The organism is Candidatus Omnitrophota bacterium, assembly GCA_041648975.1.
GTDB lineage: Bacteria > Omnitrophota > Gorgyraeia > 2-01-FULL-45-10 > 2-01-FULL-45-10 > JAQUSE01.
This window is the reverse complement of sequence record JBAZNZ010000015.1, coordinates 1-18,274: the sequence shown is the minus strand read 5'-3', so window position 1 is coordinate 18,274 and position 18,274 is coordinate 1. Positions and strand designations below refer to the sequence as shown.

At 49.4% G+C, this 18,274-nt stretch carries 16 protein-coding genes; all 16 read left to right on the top strand.

Features of this window, described 5'->3' with window-relative positions; translation table 11 throughout:
- Positions 1-92 precede the first annotated feature (92 nt).
- The 16 genes from uvrB (at position 93) to recO (ending at position 17,957) form a co-directional block, all read left to right on the top strand.
- Complete coding sequence (uvrB, locus tag WC592_05585) at positions 93-2,075, top strand: excinuclease ABC subunit UvrB (protein MFA4981925.1); 1,983 nt, start codon at positions 93-95, stop codon at positions 2,073-2,075.
- A complete protein-coding gene (locus WC592_05580; GenBank protein MFA4981924.1) occupies positions 2,072-3,055 on the top strand; it encodes a biotin--[acetyl-CoA-carboxylase] ligase in 984 nt (327 codons plus the stop codon). Before uvrB ends, WC592_05580 begins: the two co-directional genes overlap by 4 nt.
- 15 nt (positions 3,056-3,070) lie before the next feature.
- Entirely contained in the window at positions 3,071-3,841 is a 771-nt protein-coding gene (locus WC592_05575) for a type III pantothenate kinase (protein MFA4981923.1), read from the top strand.
- The gene (locus WC592_05570) at positions 3,838-4,197 is read left to right on the top strand and encodes a hypothetical protein (protein ID MFA4981922.1); all 360 of its coding nucleotides are present in this window, start codon (positions 3,838-3,840) and stop codon (positions 4,195-4,197) included. Before WC592_05575 ends, WC592_05570 begins: the two co-directional genes overlap by 4 nt.
- Before the next feature lie 518 nt (positions 4,198-4,715).
- Entirely contained in the window at positions 4,716-5,003 is a 288-nt protein-coding gene (groES, locus tag WC592_05565; protein ID MFA4981921.1) for a co-chaperone GroES, read from the top strand.
- Positions 5,004-5,110: 107 nt separating this feature from the next.
- Positions 5,111-6,754 (top strand): chaperonin GroEL, encoded by a 1,644-nt coding sequence (gene groL / locus WC592_05560; GenBank protein ID MFA4981920.1) that lies wholly within the window; start codon positions 5,111-5,113, stop codon positions 6,752-6,754.
- A 154-nt stretch (positions 6,755-6,908) separates the two neighbouring features.
- A complete protein-coding gene (locus WC592_05555; GenBank protein MFA4981919.1) occupies positions 6,909-8,072 on the top strand; it encodes a GuaB3 family IMP dehydrogenase-related protein in 1,164 nt (387 codons plus the stop codon).
- Between the two features lie 100 nt (positions 8,073-8,172).
- A complete protein-coding gene (locus tag WC592_05550; GenBank protein MFA4981918.1) occupies positions 8,173-11,619 on the top strand; it encodes a DNA polymerase III subunit alpha in 3,447 nt (1,148 codons plus the stop codon).
- 91 nt (positions 11,620-11,710) lie between these two features.
- Entirely contained in the window at positions 11,711-12,127 is a 417-nt protein-coding gene (locus WC592_05545; protein ID MFA4981917.1) for a hypothetical protein, read from the top strand.
- 36 nt (positions 12,128-12,163) lie between these two features.
- Complete coding sequence (locus tag WC592_05540) at positions 12,164-12,436, top strand: HU family DNA-binding protein (protein MFA4981916.1); 273 nt, start codon at positions 12,164-12,166, stop codon at positions 12,434-12,436.
- On the top strand, positions 12,433-13,725 hold the full coding sequence (gene hisS, locus WC592_05535) for a histidine--tRNA ligase (GenBank protein ID MFA4981915.1): 1,293 nt from the start codon (positions 12,433-12,435) through the stop codon (positions 13,723-13,725). Before WC592_05540 ends, hisS begins: the two co-directional genes overlap by 4 nt.
- A complete protein-coding gene (gene aspS / locus WC592_05530; GenBank protein ID MFA4981914.1) occupies positions 13,719-15,485 on the top strand; it encodes an aspartate--tRNA ligase in 1,767 nt (588 codons plus the stop codon). The genes hisS and aspS overlap by 7 nt, the downstream gene beginning before the upstream one ends.
- Positions 15,486-15,585: 100 nt before the next feature.
- Positions 15,586-15,978, top strand: coding sequence for a hypothetical protein (locus tag WC592_05525; protein ID MFA4981913.1), 393 nt, complete (start codon positions 15,586-15,588; stop codon positions 15,976-15,978).
- Positions 15,979-16,066: 88 nt separating this feature from the next.
- Positions 16,067-16,540 carry an rRNA maturation RNase YbeY gene (gene ybeY / locus WC592_05520; protein MFA4981912.1) on the top strand — a complete coding sequence of 158 codons (474 nt, stop codon included), beginning with the start codon at positions 16,067-16,069 and terminating at the stop codon, positions 16,538-16,540.
- 14 nt (positions 16,541-16,554) lie between these two features.
- On the top strand, positions 16,555-17,196 hold the full coding sequence (locus tag WC592_05515; protein MFA4981911.1) for a diacylglycerol kinase: 642 nt from the start codon (positions 16,555-16,557) through the stop codon (positions 17,194-17,196).
- A gap of 5 nt (positions 17,197-17,201) precedes the next feature.
- Positions 17,202-17,957 (top strand): DNA repair protein RecO, encoded by a 756-nt coding sequence (gene recO / locus WC592_05510; GenBank protein ID MFA4981910.1) that lies wholly within the window; start codon positions 17,202-17,204, stop codon positions 17,955-17,957.
- Positions 17,958-18,274 lie beyond the last annotated feature (317 nt).

Genomic DNA, 18,274 nt, shown 5'->3' with positions numbered 1-18,274 from the left:
TCCTTTACACAATAATCCATTACACCCGCATTACACCTGCCTGCCGGCAGGCAGGCATTACACAATTAACATTACACAAAGTGGTGTTATTAATGGCAAAATTTAGGCTTGTATCAAGTTTTAAGCCCGAGGGCGACCAGCCGCAGGCGATAGATAAACTTACCGGCGCGCTGAATAAGGGGGAACGCTTCCAGACGCTTCTCGGGGTCACCGGATCCGGGAAAACATTTACCATGGCCAACGTCATAGCCAATATAGGCCGCCCGACCCTGGTGATATCCCACAACAAGACGCTTGCGGCCCAGCTCTACGGTGAATTCAAGGAGTTCTTTCCCGAAAATGCCGTGGAGTATTTTGTCAGCTATTACGATTATTACCAGCCCGAAGCTTATATCCCGCATACGGACATTTACATAGAAAAAGATTCTTCGATCAATGAGGACATCGACAGGCTGAGGCTGTCGGCCACGAGCTCTCTCATGTCGCGTGAAGACTGCATTATTGTAGCGAGCGTATCCTGCATATACGGCCTCGGCTCGCCGGAGGAATACGGCCAGATGCTCGTATTCCTGCAGGAAGGCGAAGAACTTTCGCGCGACCAGATACTTAAGAAGCTCGTATCGATTCATTATGGCAGGAACGATTACGACCTCAAGAGGTCGACGTTCAGGGCGAGAGGCGATACGGTCGAGGTCTTCCCGGCTTACATGAATACGGCCTACAGGATCGAACAGTCCGCAGATAAGATAGACCATATTTATGAGATAAATCCACTTACAGGCAATGTCATTACAAGTGTGCGCAAAATAGGTATTTACCCGGCCAAGCATTTTGTGACTACTCCCGACAGGATAGAGAAGGCTATAGTCTCAATAGAGACAGAACTCGAAGGGCGCCTGAAAGAGCTGCGCGACCAGAACAAACTCCTGGAGGCGCAGAGGCTCGAATCGAGGACGAATTATGATATCGAGATGATGAGGGAGATAGGTTATTGCAGCGGGATAGAAAACTATTCAAGGCACCTGTCCGGGAGGAGCGCCGGGCACAGGCCTTATTGTCTTCTCGATTACTTTCCGAAAGACCTGCTCATCTTCATAGACGAATCGCATGTCACCATTCCGCAGGTCAGGGGAATGTATAACGGCGATAGGGCGAGGAAGGAGACGCTGGTTGAATACGGTTTCAGGCTGCCGTCCGCTCTCGACAACAGGCCGCTCAAATTTGAGGAGTTCGAGAAGTTCATAAGCCGCGCTATATTCGTTTCCGCAACGCCCGACGATTATGAGCTGGGGTTATCGGGGAAGAACGTTGTCGAACAGATCATAAGACCTACGGGCCTCATCGATCCTCCTATAGAGGTAAGGCCCACAAAGAACCAGGTGGATGACCTTATGAAAGAGATCAGGGATAGGGCAAAGAAGAAAGAGCGTATTCTTGTCACGACCCTGACCAAACGGCTGGCTGAAGAGCTCACGAGATATTTAAGCGACTTTAAGTTAAGGGTAAAGTATCTGCATTCCGACATAGACGCGATCGAGAGGGTGGAGATATTAAGAGACCTGAGGATGAATAAATTCGATTGTCTTGTCGGGATAAATCTTCTCAGGGAAGGGTTGGACCTGCCCGAGGTGTCCTTAGTAGCCATACTGGATGCGGACAAGGAAGGTTTCCTGCGCAGCGGCACGAGCCTTATACAAGTAGCCGGCCGCGCGGCAAGGCATATCAATGGCCGTGTGATAATGTATGCCGATACGGTCACGAAGTCGATGAAGAAGGCGATCGGTGAGTCTGACAGGCGGCGCAAGATACAGATGGAGTTTAACAAAGAGAACAACATAACGCCGCGTTCCATAGACAAAGCCGTAAGGGAAGGTATAGAATCGTATAAGAAGGCGCGGGAAGTGATCGCCGCCGTTGTAGAGGAGACACCGGAAGAGTATGACGTCCTTGCTCTGATAGGCGAACTCCAACATGATATGGAGGTGGCCGCGAGGAACCTGCATTTCGAGCGCGCGGCGGTTCTGCGGGACCAGATAAAGGAATTAAAAGATAAATATAGATTGGGACACGGATGATGCTGGACGAGAAGATACTGAATGTATTGCGCAATAATACCCAGACGCATGTTTCCAGCGACGAGCTTTGCAAGCTTGCGGATATCTCCAGGGCGGCTATCTGGAAACACATAGAAAAACTCAGGGATGAAGGGTATGATATAGAGGCTTCCCCGCATCTGGGATATCGCCTCATAAGCGTTCCCGACAGGCTTATTCCCGGCGAGATAAAATGGAAATTGAATACGAAAATCCTCGGCAAAGAGGTCATATCCTACAATAAGGTCGATTCGACGAACGATATCGCGTATGAGCTGGCTGAAAAAGGGATGAAGGAAGGGTGCGTGATACTGGCGGAGGAGCAAGCGAAGGGCAAGGGCAGGCACGGCAGGAACTGGGCGTCCCCGCCGCGCGGCGGTGTATATCTGTCGTGCATATTGCGGCCGGTTATGGCTCCTAACGAGATACCCAGAATAACGCTTCTCGCGGCAGTGGCCGTCGCAAGAGCGGTCAGAGAGGTGACCGGCCTTGCCGCGATGATAAAATGGCCGAATGACATAATGGTGAACGGCAGGAAGGTATGCGGGATACTTACGGAGATGAAAGCGGAACAGGATAAGGTGGATTTTCTTGTTTTGGGGATAGGCATAAATGTGAACACGCCGGATCGCTCTCTTCCCAAAGGCGCTTCCAGCCTTAAGGCGGAATTGCGCCGGGAAGGCAGGAGGCCGGGTGACCTGGCCAGGCTGGAGATAGCAAAGGCGATACTGGAATATCTGGAAAGAGATTACGCGGTCCTGAAGAGAGAAGGTTTTAAGGCGATAATAGAGGAATGGAAACGCCTGTCATCGATGCTTGGAGTAAGGGTTAAAGTGGTCCTGCAGAACAGGACCTTCGAAGGTCTTACCCATGATATAGATGAGAACGGCTCCCTCATCGTCAGGCTCGATTCCGGGGTTTTTGAAAGGGTCTCTTCCGGGGACGTGACATTAATAAGGTAAATTGAACGCTGGATCATGAAGAATATATTAACGATCGATATAGGGAATACGAATATTACGGCGGGGCTGTTTTGCTGCAAGCACCTATCCGAAAAGTGCAAGATCCCGACAGCCGCATACTCTTCATACGACAGGCTCTTTAAACAATTTTTCGGGTCGTGCGGCGTAACGGCGCACGAAGTGACCGAGGTGATAATATCGAGTGTAGTTCCGCTCGCTCTGTCGCGGCTTGTCTACTATCTAAATAAGACTCCCGGCCGAATTATACGGATAACGGGAAAAGACGTAGATGTTCCTATAAAGAATTTATACAAGGTAAAGAGCGAGGTGGGCCAGGACAGGCTGGTCAACGCTTTTGCGGCAAACAAGTTATACGGCGCCCCGTGCGTTATAGTGGACTTCGGCACAGCGATAACATTCGATATCGTATCCGGAAAAGGCGAGTATCTGGGAGGGCTTATATTGCCCGGCATAAAGATGTCTCTAAAGAGCCTGTATGATAGAACGGCCCTCCTTCCGAAGGTAGAACTTAAGGCTGTCTCCAATATAATAGGTAAGGATACGATCAATAGCATGCGCGGCGGTATACTTTTCGGGTTTGGGGCGATGTGCGACGGCCTTGTCTCGCAATACCGGAAGATATTGGGTAAAGGCGCAAAGGTCATAGCGACCGGAGGCAACGCCGGGCTCGTAAAAAGATACGCTAAATCTATAAACATCGTGGACGAGGACCTTACGCTAAGAGGGCTGTTTTTGATATATAAAAGCCTGGCCAGGTGCGCATGAACGGGCGTATCGGCCTGACTATTATATCGATATTGATCACCGGTGCGTTCAGTGTAAATACTGCGGGCGGGCAGGAAGATGGCCCGCATGCGCCTGACAAAGGGGCTTATAATGAAGAATACGTGCCGGTTGGAGACTATGAGGTTCCTGTCCTTATAAACAGGTCGACTGGCAAGGTTGAGTATTATTGGCATGACACAGACAAGCGGTGGGTTGAGGCCCGGGAATTCAAAGGGGATCTCCAGCGTATATACACCGACAGGAAAAAAATACGTCAGGATCGGAAACTCGCTGAGATGCAGCAGGAACTTGACAGACTGCATGATGAATCATGGTCAGACAGGCAGTGGCACTGAAATTTCCGCAGCCGTTCCATCGATTAAACCTAAGCCTAGTTATGTGAGCACTGTCCCGTCTCTAGTATTACTCTAGGCGGGACAATGTGCTCATCATAACTTCGGCTTAGGTTTTTATCTGCCTTTCCCAGTAAAATTTTCCAGCTCGTTCGCCAAAGTAAAATATTTTGTGCCACGAGGCAGCTACCGGCAGGTTGCTCTTGAGGCGTTAAATTTTGCCAAGATAATAACTACTACCCAAGATAATAGGCGCCATAGTTACCATAAGGGCAACAACGACACATTTAATCATCTCTTACATAAACACTCTTGATGGCAAAATTAGCCGAAGGAGCACCTGCCGGTAAAGCTGCTAAAAATCAACAGACACAAAATATTTTATATAAAAGAATTTTTACTTTTCTGTTGACAAAATCCGCCGATTTTGTATAATACACGTTGTTAGCACTCTATTGGAGTGAGTGCTAAATAGAGTTGTGGGTAAAAATTTTATCAAAATTTTCAGAGGAGGTGTGAGTATGAAGATTCAGCCGTTGGCGGACAGGATCGTTGTAAAGGTCTTAGAAGCCAAAGATGTGACGAAGGGTGGGATAGTCCTTCCGGATACGGCCAAGGAGAAGCCGCAGGAAGCGGAAGTGATGTTTGTGGGAAAAGGGAAGGTCTCCGATGAAGGCAAGACTATACCGCCTGAAGTGAAGGTGGGCGACAAGGTCCTATTCGGGAAATACACCGGGACCGAGATAACAATCGACAGCAAGGAATACCTGATCCTTAAAGAGGACGATATTCTGGCTATTGTTAAGTGATTAAGTTATTAAGCGATTAAGTAAAAAGAAACCCAATTGCTTAATAACTAAAGTCAGACGACTTTGGGTAATCGCTTAATCGCAAAGCGTAAAAAAGGAGATTAAAAATGGCGAAACAATTGTTATACAGCGAGGAAGCGCGCAGGGCGATCCTGAGAGGCGTTGAGCAGCTGGCAAAGGCGGTCAAGGTCACTCTTGGCCCTAAGGGAAGGAACGTAGTTCTGGACAAGAAGTTCGGCGCGCCGACTATAACGAAAGACGGCGTGACGGTAGCGAAAGAGATCGAATTGAAGGATCCGTATGAGAATATGGGCGCGGAGCTGGTAAAAGAGGTAGCTTCAAAGACCTCTGACAATGCCGGCGACGGAACGACCACGGCGACAGTCCTGGCCGAGTCGATATTCAGGGAAGGCATGAAGAACGTCACTGCCGGCGCGAACCCGATGGCGCTGAAACGCGGCATCGAGAAGGCTGTCGAGCGGGTTGTTGAGGACCTGAAGAAGCTCGCCAAGCCGGTCAATCCGAAAGACAAGAAAGAGATACTGCAGGTCGCATCGATCGCGGCGAATAACGACCAGGATATAGGCAACCAGATCGCCGAGGCGATGACAAAAGTCGGCAAAGACGGCGTAATCACGGTAGAAGAAGGTAAGGCATCAAAGACAGAGTTGGAACTGGTCGAGGGTATGGAATTCGATCAGGGATATCTCTCTCCTTATTTTGTGACCGACGCGGAAAAAATGGAATGTTCCCTTGACGATCCTTATATATTGATCCACGAGAAGAAGATATCGAGTATGAAAGATATCCTTCCTCTATTGGAAAAGGTGGCGAGAGCCGGAAAGCCGCTTCTGATAATATCGGAAGAGACTGAAGGAGAAGTCCTCGCGACGCTCGTCGTGAATAAGATCCGCGGCACTTTGCAGACGGCGGCCGTAAAAGCCCCCGGATACGGCGACAGGAGAAAAGCGATGCTCGAAGATATCGCGATACTCACCGGTGGTAAGGCGATTACCGAAGACCTCGGAATAAAGCTCGAGAACGTGAAGATAGAAGACCTCGGCCGGGCAAAAAGGGTCAGGATCGATAAGGACAACACAACTATAGTGGAAGGTTCCGGTAAGTCTGCGGACCTGCAGGCCCGTATCGCGCAGATACGCAAACAGATCGAGGACACCGATTCCGATTACGACAAAGAGAAGCTACAGGAGAGGCTCGCAAAGCTTGCCGGCGGAGTGGCCGTGATAAATGTCGGAGCGGCGACCGAGACCGAGATGAAAGAGAAGAAGGCGAGAGTGGAAGATGCTCTTCATGCGACGAGAGCCGCTGTCGAAGAGGGTATAGTCCCGGGCGGCGGCGTAGCGCTATTGCGTTGTGTCGATGGCCTCGCGAAGCTCAAACTGTCGGGTGACGAGCAGATAGGCGTCGATATTATCAGGAGGGCGCTTGAGGAACCGATCAGGACGATAGCGAATAACGCGGGCCAGGAAGGCTCAGTGGTCGTAAACAAGGTGAAGGATATGAAGACGAACGAGGGTTATGACGCGGATAAGGACGTATACACCGATATGATAGCGGCCGGTGTGATCGATCCTAAGAAGGTTACCCGTTCGGCTCTGCAGAACGCGGCCAGCATAGCTGCGCTCATGATCACGACCGAAACGATAGTCACCGATATTCCCGAAGAAGAGAAGGCGCCGGCGGGAATGCCGGGCGGGATGCCTCCGGGGGGTATGGGAGGGATGTATTAAAAAGCTGTAAGCCATAAGCTGTAAGTTTTAAGTGAGAATGGCCCCGAAGAAGTTCGGGGCCATTCTTATTATACAGCCAATGTTTTAATTGACAAAACGCGATTATTTATATATCATAATATTCTATTATATTAACAATTAGGAGATATTCTATATGGCACAGTTTTATATCGGGGTAGGCAGAAAGGCAAGACGTTGTTACGGATTCGATGAGATCGCTCTCGTTCCCGGAAGGGCAACGATAAATCCTGAAGAGGTAGACGCTTCCTGGAAGATAGACGGGAAGAAGTATGACGTCCCTATCCTTGCTGCCGCTATGGACGGCGTGGTGGATGTAAAGTTCGCTATAGCAATGGGTAAGCTGGGCGGCATAGCCGTTCTCAACCTGGAGGGCGTCCAGACTCGTTATGAAAATCCGAATGAGGTCCTGGATAAGATCGCCCATGCCTCCCCCGAAGAAGCCACGAGACTTGTCCAGGGTATATACGAAGAGCCCATAAAAGAGGATCTCGTATTCAAAAGGATAGCGGAGATAAAAAAGGCCAAGGTGCCGGCCGTAGTAAGTTCTATCCCTCAGCGCGCTGAAGCATTCGGAAAGATAGCCGAGAAAGCAGGAGCGGATATTTTTATCGTGCAGTCCACGGTCACTACGGTAAAGCATATAGCCAGGAAATATAAAGCCCTCGATTTCCATAAGTTCTGCAAGTCCATGAAGATACCGGTGATTATCGGGAACTGCGTGACATACGAAGTTGCGCTTGAATTGATGGATACCGGCGCAAGCGGCCTCCTGGTCGGCATAGGTCCGGGCGCGGCATGCACGACAAGGGGTGTTTTAGGCATAGGTGTTCCACAAGTTACGGCCACAATAGATTGCGCCGCGGCGAGGAACGATTATTACAAGAAGACAAAAAAATATGTGCCGATCATTACGGACGGCGGCATGTCTACGGGCGGCGATATATGTAAGGCCTTCGCGTGCGGCGCTGACGCGGTAATGGTGGGCAGCGCGTTCGCGAGATCTAAAGAAGCTCCGGGCAGGGGTTATCATTGGGGGATGGCGACGCCTCACTCAAACCTTCCGAGGGGCACCAGGATAAGGGTGGGCGTTACAGGCACTCTCGAAGAGATATTGTTCGGCCCGGCCAAGGTTGACGATGGTTCGCAGAACCTTATGGGCGCTTTGCAGACATCTATGGGGAACGTCGGCGCGAAAGACATAAGCCAGATGCAAAAGACAGAGATCATCATTGCGCCGGCCATCCAGACAGAAGGAAAAGTCTTCCAGGCCGCTCAGCGGGTTGGAATGGGGAAGTAATGCGAAAAATATTTTAGTTGTAAGTTGTAAGTCGTAAGCTTTAAGCCGTAAGCTTTAAGCAAAAACTTACAGCTTATGGCTTATAACTTATAGCTTATAAATGACACACTCCGATTTTGTCCATCTTCACGTGCATACCCAATACAGCCTTCTTGACGGCGCATGCCTTCTTGAACCCCTCATGAACAAGGTCAAGGAACACAGGATGCCGGCCTGCGCCATGACAGACCACGGCAACATGTTCGGCGCTATCGAATTCTATGACCTATGCATGAAGAACGGCGTAAAACCGATAATCGGCAGCGAGGTCTATATCGCCCCCGATTCCAGGTTCGAGAAATCGAGCCGCGGCATCAGCGACGCATCTTTTCACCTTGTCCTGCTTGCTAAGAATGAAACGGGATACAGAAATCTCATGAAGCTCGTCTCAATAGGATTCCTTGAGGGATTCTATTACCGGCCGAGGATCGACAAAGAGGTGCTTGCCAAACATAAAGACGGGCTGATATGCCTGTCGGCTTGCCTCAAGGGCGAGATACCCCACCTCATCTATACAAATCAGTTGGACCAGGCGCGGAAGACGATCGATGAATACAAAGATATGTTCGGCAAGGATAATTTTTATCTCGAGATACAGGACAACCTGATCCCGGAACAGGATACCGTCAATGCTGAACTGATAAAGCTATCCAGGGAGACGGGGATAGGACTCGTAGCTACGAACGATGTCCATTATGTAGAAAAGGACCACGCAAAGGCCCACGAAGCGCTCCTCTGCATACAGACCCAGACCACTCTCGACGATCCGAACAGGATGCGCCTCCAGACAGAAGAGTTTTATTTCAAGTCGCGGGATGAGATGGCGAGAAAGTTCGGCGACGCCGCGCCCGAAGCGCTTAAGAATACGGTAGCTATAGCCGAGAAATGCAATCTTGAGCTCGATTTCAAGAAGACGCATCTTCCTAATTATAAGGTACCCGAAGGGAAGACCAAGGAAGGATATCTCAGGGAACTTGTTGACCAGGGTTTGAAGAAGCGTTATCCCGATGACGACAAGACGGTCCTCGACCGCGTCCAGCATGAGTTGAAGATAATAGAGAAGCTCGGTTATACAAGCTATTTCCTGATAGCGTGGGACTTTGTCCACTACGCCAAAGAGAACCATATCCCCGTGGGTCCCGGCCGCGGAAGCGCGGCGGGAAGCGTCGTCAGCTACGCCCTGGGTATAACCAGCATAGATCCTCTCAGGTATGATCTTCTTTTCGAAAGGTTCCTGAACCCCGAAAGAGTAAGTATGCCCGATATCGACATAGATTTCTGCTACGAGAGGCGGAATGAAGTCATAGATTACGTCGTTAAAAAATATTCCAAGGACAATGTCGCGCAGATAATAACGTTCGGAACTATGATGGCTAAGGCCGTGGTGAGAGATACCGGGCGCGCCATGGGAATGCCCTATGCGGATGTGGACAAGATAGCCAAGCTCATCCCTAATGACCTAAACATGACCCTTACCCACGCCCTGGAGCAGGAGCCGGAACTCCGCAATCTTTATAAAATGGATTCGAAGATAGCGCAGCTAATAGAGACTTCACTAGTCCTTGAGGGGCTCACAAGACATGCCTCGACCCATGCTGCCGGGATCGTTATAAGCGAGGAACCTCTCGTTAACCACGTTCCTTTGTATAAGATACAGGACGGACAGATCACAACAGGCTATTCCATGTCGTCCCTTGAGAAGATAGGCATGCTTAAGATGGACATGCTGGGCCTCAGGACGCTGACGGTAATTAGCGAGGCTAAGAAGATAATCAAGCGCACTAAAGGCATTGATCTCGATCTGGACAACGTCCCCACAGAAGACAAAAAGACCTATAAGTTATTGACCAATGCGGAATCCGTCGGCGTCTTCCAGCTGGAAAGTTCCGGCATGAGGGATCTGCTTAAAAAACTTAAACCCGAAAAGTTCGAAGACCTGATCGCGCTCCTGGCGCTATTCAGGCCCGGCCCCATAGGTTCCGGGATGCTTGACGACTTCATGAAGAGGAAACACGGCGAAGTAAAGATGCGCTATGACCATCAATTGCTGGAACCGATACTGAAAGAGACTTACGGGGTAATACTATTCCAGGAACAGGCCATGAGGATAGCGTCGAGCCTTGCCGGTTTTACCCTGGCTCAGGCCGACAACTTAAGACGCGCTATGGCCAAAAAGACTCCTGAAGTGATGGTCGAGGTCAGGACGCATTTCGTGAACGGCTGTTTAAAGAACAGGATCGACAGGAGGACGGCCGACCGGATATTCGATCAGATAGAATATTTTGCCGGATACGGTTTTAATAAATCGCACAGCGCGGCATATGCCATGATAAGCTACCAGACCTCGTACCTGAAGGCGAACTATCCGGGTGAATTCATGACAGCGCTTCTCACAAGTGAAAAAGACAACCTGGATAAGATAGCTGTCTATATAAGCGAATCTCAAAGGATGGGGCTTAAGATACTTCCGCCGGATGTGAACGAGAGTTACGCAAATTTTACATTAATCGGGGACTCTATACGGTTCGGTCTGCTCGCGGTAAAAAATGTCGGGCAGGGGGCGATAGAGTCCATTATAGGCGTAAGGGATAAGGGCGGCAAGTTCAAATCCATTTACGAGTTTACGGAAAGAGTGGACCTGAGGCTCGTTAACAGGAAAGTCATCGAGAGCCTGATAAAATGCGGCGCGCTCGATTCGCTCGGCCTTTACCGTTCGCAGCTATCCGCTATGATCGACAAGGCGCTTGAGGTCGCCGGCGGCATACAGAAAGACAGGTCGAATGGCCAGCTCTCTTTCTTCGATAAGTTCGAGGATGAGGAGAACTTCAAAAAGACATATCAGGAGATACCGAACATACCCGAGTGGCCGGAGAACCAGTTGCTCGCGTACGAAAAAGAGATGCTGGGATTTTATGTGACGAACCATCCGTTGGCGCGCTTTGAAAAAATACTGCGCACTTATTCGACATGCGCGACGACAGAGCTCAGGGGACGCAGGGATGGGGATGAGGTGCTGGTCGGCGGGATAATAAGCAAGGTGAAATTTACGGTTACGAGGAAGACCAGCGAAAAGATGGCTATCGTGACCCTGGAAGACCTGGATGGTGACGTAGAGGTTCTTGTCTTCCCGAGCACTTTCTCGAAAGCGGCCAATCTCGTCAAGCAGGACGCCATAGTATTTGTGAAAGGGCGGCTTAACCTGCGCGAGGACGAACCCAAGATAGTCTCGAACGAGATATCGGCTCTGGAATCGGTCAAGATGAGATATACGAAGACGGTCGTTATAGATCTGGTTACGCCCGGGCTCGAGACGACCACGCTCGATAAATTAAAAAGGGTGCTTTCAAGATATCCCGGGAAGGTTCCGGTGTATCTGAATTTTAAAAAACCGGACGGCAAAAGGACGCTTGTGTCGATAAACAGGACGCTCTCCGTAGAGCCGCATGAAGGGCTTGTGAGGGATATAGAGAAGGTCTTCGGCAGGGATGCGGTGAGCTTCAGGACATAAACAGGATCTAATATAATCTTGACTTCGTTACCCGGCAATGATACCATAACCCATTGCAGGTTAAAATGTTATACATTCTTGGGCAGGGCTTATGATAGACAAAAAGACGGAATGCGACATAAAGACCGTAAAGAGTTTTCTGGAGTTCTGGACAAAATTCCACTCCATCTACTCCGGCACAATAGCCAGGGAGAGGATAGCAAAAGACGACGAGGAGACATTTCTCCAGACAAAGGCTATGATAGGGTTGAAGTATGACGAGTTGAAAAGTTCCCTTGAGTTCAAATATGTGCCGCACGGCCGCCTGACGGATCCTGTCAACGATATACTTTCCATGGAAGGAGTCCGTTTCATGGCTGAGAAAAATTTAAAAAAGCTGGAAGATGACTGGAAGGATTCATACATATTTTTAAATAATATACTCGAAAGGCTTAAAAACAAGAAGAGAAGGCTGGAGGACTTTAATCCTGTAGGGGTGTTTTTCAAGAGGGTGCTCGAGAGAAGGTAAGGATGGCGGAATAAAATTACACGGAGGAAGCCGAACATGACAAAGAAAGATATAGTCCTGAAGATCGCCGAAGAGACGGCCTTGAAACAGGTGGATGTCAAGCAGGTCGTGCAGAAGACGCTCGACCATGTCATACAAGCCCTGGCAGCGGGCAAGACAGTAGAGTTGCGTAACTTTGGCGTCTTCAAGGTAAAGAGCCGTAAGCCGAAGATGGCGAGAAATCCCAGGACGGGAGCCGCTGTCTCCGTTCCCGAGAGAAAAGTGGTCTCATTCAAGTCCGGTATGATAATGAAGAAGAAAGTCAAATGAACGAGGCGCCGATGGCGTACAAGGCTGTAAAGGGCATGGAGGATATCCTTCCTCAGGATATCGGGATCTGGCAGGAGTTGGAGCGCATAGCCCGTATAGAACTCGAAAGCCACGGGTTCAGGGAGATAAGGACCCCGATCCTGGAGGAGACCACTGTTTTTACGCGGAGTATAGGCGAGACCACAGATATAGTAAAGAAAGAGATGTTCACCTTTGAGGATAGAAAGCTCAGGTCACTCAGCTTGAGGCCCGAAGGAACCGCTCCTATAGTCAGGGCTTATATCGAACACTCGCTCGACGCTAACCTGCCGGAAGGCAGGCTCTATTATATCGGACCGATGTTCAGGAGCGAGAGGCCGCAAAAAGGGCGCTCGCGCCAGTTCCACCAGATAGGCGTCGAGATGATAGGGTCAGTGTCGCCGTTTGCCGATTCAGAAGTCATAATGCAGCTGGACAAGATGCTCAGGAAATTCGACCTGGAAGGTTTTGTCATAAAGCTGAACAGCCTTGGATGTAAAAAAGACAAATCCGCGTATTCGGAAAAATTGGCCTCTTATTTGAAGGGCGAAAAAGCGCGGTTATGCGCGGATTGCAAGGAGAGGGCCCAGAATAATGTCCTGAGGATCCTGGACTGCAAACAGGAGTCCTGCATAGAAGTATTGGGGGGCGCGCCGGACATAACGGCCAGTTTATGCGATACGTGCAGGGCGCATTTCGATACCGTAAAGAAGAGCCTAAGGTCGCTTAATGTAGATTTTAAAGAGGCGAAGAACCTCGTCAGAGGGCTTGATTATTATACAGGCACTGTGTTCGAAATAACTCATCACGGTTTAGGCGCCCAGGATGCCCTGGCAGCCGGAGGCAGGTACGATAACCTCGTAAAAGAGATGGGCGGCCCGGACGCGCCCGCCGTCGGGTACGCAATCGGGATGGAGCGTCTGATAATGGCGCTGGGTAATAAAAAAGAGATAAGTTCGAAAAACAGCGTTGTTTATGTAGCTACGCTTGGAAGCGACGCTAAGATAGAGGGTCTCAGGTTGTCGGAAGAGATAAGAGACGCGCTGAACGGCCGCGACAAGATGAATGTGATAGTGCTCGTCGATTCTAAGGAGTCTTCATTGAAATCGCAGATGAGAGCGGCTGATAAGAACAACGCGCGCTTTGTATTGATAATGGGTGATGACGAGTTGAAGCAGGGCAAGGTGACAATGAGAGATATGAACAGCAAAGAGCAGTCCTCTGTCGAAAGGGGAACTGTCCTTGATGAGATAAGGAAGAGATTATGCTGAGGACACATACTTGCGGTGAACTGACGGATAAGGATGTAGGTAAGACAGTGAAGTTGTGCGGCTGGGTCGGCAGCCGGAGGGATCACGGGAATATCATCTTCATAGATATCAGGGACGGATACGGTATTACCCAGGTCGTCTTCAATCCCCAGCTTGAAGCCGTTGTCCATAAGCAGGCGGAAGGCCTTCGCCCCGAATTCGTATTCAAGGTCGAGGGTGTTGTTGAGAAGAGGCCCGACGGCACTCAGAACAAAAAGATATCTACCGGCCTGGTGGAAGTGCGGGCAAACGCCCTGGAGGTGCTGAATACAGCGGCTACGCCGCCGTTCGAGATAACGGACAATATTGCGGTCACCGAAGAGGCCAGGTTAAAATACAGGTATCTCGACCTGCGCCGGAACGCGATGCAGAAAAGCCTGCGTTTAAGGCATAAAGTCTGCAAGCTTGCCAGGGACTATTTCGATGAGAGGAATTTCGTCGAGGTCGAGACCCCGATCCTCACAAAGTCGACCCCCGAAGGGGCGAGGGATTATCTGGTCCCGTCAAGGGTTAACCAGGGCATGTTCTACGCTCTCCCGCAATCGCCGCAATTATTTAAACAGATATTGATGGTCTCCGCGTTCGACAGGTATTTCCAGATAGCGAAATGTTTCAGGGATGAGGATTTACGGGCCGACAGGCAGCCGGAATTTACCCAATTCGATATCGAGATGTCGTTTGTGACCGAAGATGATATATTCGAGCTCTCCGAAGGGCTAATGAAGAAGATATTCAAAGGCGCCGTAGGCGTGGACCTGAAGACGCCGTTCCCGCGCTTGAAGTACGCCGAGTCGATGTCACGATTCGGATGCGACAAACCGGATACCCGGTTTGGGCTTGAGCTTAAAGAGATAACAGATATAGTGAAGGGATGCAAATTCAAGATATTCCAGGGCGTCCTCGAAAAGAAGGGCAGGATAATCGCGATAAACGCGAAGACTTGCGGGGCGTATTCGCGCAGCCAGGTCGATGAACTGATAGAGTTCGTGAAAGAGTACGGCGCCAAAGGGCTCGCTAATTTCAAGGTCGAAAAAGGCGCTTTAAGTTCGCAGATAGACAAGTTCTTCTCCAAAGAAGAACTATCCGCAATAAAGGATGTATTGGCCGCGGAAGACGGCGATATGATATTCATAGTAGCGGACAAAGAGAGAGTGGCCTATGATTCTATGGCGGCTTTGCGCAAACTTCTCGGTAAAAGGCTTAAGCTCATCGACGAGAAGAGGTTTGACTTCCTGTGGGTGACCGATTTTCCGTTATTTAAATATAACGAAGAGGAGAAGAGGTGGGAGTCGGAGCACCATCCTTTTACTTCCGTCCATCCCGAGGATCTGTCGTTCCTGGAAAAAAGCGAGTCACTGGACAAGGTAAGGTCGCGGTCTTACGATCTGGTCATAAACGGCACTGAGATAGGCTCCGGCAGCATAAGGATACATCAGAAAAATATGCAGGAGCTTATATTTAAGACGATCGGTATCAGCGATGAAGAGGCACGGCTAAGGTTCGGCTTTTTGCTGGACGCTTTCAGGTACGGCGCCCCTCCGCACGGAGGGGTAGCGTTCGGGCTCGACAGGCTCATGACGTTCTTTATCGGATGCGAATCTATCAGGGACGTCATAGCTTTCCCGAAGACGCAGAAAGCTATATGCCCCATGACGAGCGCGCCGTCGTCCGTTGATGATAAACAGTTGAATGAGTTGGGGATAAAAATCAAAAAGCCGTAAGTTATAAGGTGTAAGCTGTAAGCTGTAAGTTTGCGGTAAACTAAGAATTTTTTACTTACAACTTATAACTTAAAACTTACAACTATCATAAGGAGGGTGCATGAGGAATTTAAGTTTATTAGTACTGATTGCATGTGTCGCAATAACTCTTACCGGATGCGAGGCGATGAGCAAGCCTTATATTACGGAGACGCCGAGGGTCGATCAAGTAGTAGATGCCGGGAATAGAGGATATCTGCTAGGCAATCCGCCGCCGGCTAAGGACAGGAGCAACCTGAAACGCCCCTGGATCACTATGGACGTTGATCTCCTGGAGGGAAAAGACGGAAAGGTTGTGCTGGATAGCAAGAAATCGATCATCGAACCCAGAGTCGGGTCAGAAACGGGGAATGACGCCCCGCGCGGATATGTTAAAGAGAGCGCGCCGGTGAGACGGGAGACTATCGCGACGATACGAAGCGAAGTGACGGTGACCGAAGAAGAAGTTAAATAGCCGGTTAAAAATTGCGCGGGATATAATAAATGCGTATGAAAGAGTGAAATAACGGAGCTCAATGCGTCGCAGGGCCAAGGGCCAAGATTTGAGAGTCAAGACAGTTAAAATAGTAAACCTGAACAGGCGGTACGAATTAAATTGTGCCGCGATAAAAAAAATAGTATCGCATGTTTTAAGATATATAAAGAAAATCGGAGCGGCTGAGTTAGAGATTGTTTTCCTGGACAATAGAGCGATAAGTTCGCTGAATAAAAAATATAAGAACCGGCCCCGGCCGACAGACGTATTGAGTTTCAGGATTGAGAGGCTCGAGTTCGGTTATCGCTTGTTTTTCGGCGAGATATTTATATCGGTTGACAGGGCCGCGGAAAATTCCATTGTTTTCGGAACCGATGTTGCGGAAGAAGTAACACTATACGTGATTCACGGCGTCCTTCATCTCTTCGGCTATGATGATGAGACGACGTCCGATAAGGCCAGGATGTCAAGAAAGGAATCCAGCATATTAAAATTTATCCGGAAGAAAGAAGATTTGTCGAAAGTTTTAATGCCGCGGTAGAGGGGTTCATCTACGTGTTGAAGTCGGAACGCAATATGCGTATCCACTTTTTGGCCGCTTTATTTCTTATCCTGCTCGGGGCTTTCCTGAATTTCTCTTATCTCGAAATACTTATCATGTGCATTACCATAACTCTAGTGTTGGCAAGCGAGATGGTCAATACTGCTATAGAGCTTATAGTGGATATGGTAAAGAGCGAATTCCATCCGATGGCGAGGATAATAAAGGATGTAGGGGCGGGCGTTGTCCTGATCACATCCATCAATGCGGTTATTGTCGGGTATATACTTTTTTCCAGGAGAATACCGTTCAACATAGAAGAGGCGATGGCAAAGGTAAGACAATCGCCATGGCATATTACTTTTATATCCCTCATCCTTGTCTTTGGCGTCAGCATTATAGGAAAAATGATATTTCACAGGGGTACGCCTTTAAGGGGCGGAATGCCGTCAGGCCATTCAGCAGTGGCTTTTTCCATTTGGACTGTCATAACATTCCTGACCAATAACTCCATAGTCCTTGTCCTGACGTTCCTTATGGCCTTCCTTATAGCGCGCCACAGGGTCAAAGATGCGGTACATACGGTGTGGGAAGTCTTAGCGGGCGGGATCGTGGGAGTCCTGCTCACAACCCTTGTGTTTCAGTTGTTAAGATAAATCCAATGTCCATCCAAAAATCCGAAGGCATTCTACTGCGCAGCCAGGATCTAAGGGAAACCAGCCTCATACTTACATTCTATACCAGGGATTTCGGAAAGATAAAGGGGATAGTGCGCGGAGTAAGAGGTTCACGCGCGCAATGCGGAGGCGGCAGTTTTGAGATATTCGCTCACGACGAGGTAGTCTTTTACGAGCGTAAGCGCAGTGAGATATTTACCATATCCCAGTGCGATCTGTTGGAATTTTTTAGTCCGGTGCGGGAGTCATTGGAGAGGCTCTCTTACGCCGGCTATATAGTAGAGTTGCTCGATTCCGTTACGTCGGTAGGGGACAAGAATCCTGACGTATTCGCCCTTTTACTGAACAGCCTGAAGCTGCTGTCCGGGGAGTCGAGCGCAAAACGCGTTGCGAGGATCTTCGAGATAAAATTGCTCCATATCCTCGGTTTGATGCCTACGCTGGAGATATGCGCTAACTGCGGACAGAAAGTGATCGCGGACGCAAGGTTCAGTTTTCGCCACGGCGGCCTGATATGCAAGAATTGCTACGACTCTGATAAAGAGGCAAAGCCTTTCCTGCCCGGGACAGCCAGGTTCATCGAATATATAAGAAGTTCTCCGTTTGAGAGGGTGGCGAGGGTAAAGGTCGCCGCGGAGGTCGGTAAGGAACTCGAGTCGATGCTCCGGAAATTCCTCGATTATCACATAGAGCGCCGGCTAAAGAGCCTGGAATTTATCAAGGAGATAGAGAGGGCGTAAAATTTTTCGCTTTGCCCTGGCGCCGATGGGGCTAACCGGCCAGTGGGCCTCGCCTAATTTTGATCTCAAGGGTGCTTTAGTTTTATCCGTGCTATTTCTGTTATCTCGTTCTTATGGTAACTATGGCGCTTAAGTGCTTTGGGTATTAACGAGACGTTATCAAAATTTACGGCTCAACCCACGTGGCCGGTTGCCGTCGTCGCCATAACAGGGCGAAGAAATTTTGCTGAGGGGGCAGATAAAACCTAAGCCGACGTTATGATGAGCACATTGAAAATATTTCACATTCTTTTTCGAGCGAGACCGAAGGCCGAGTC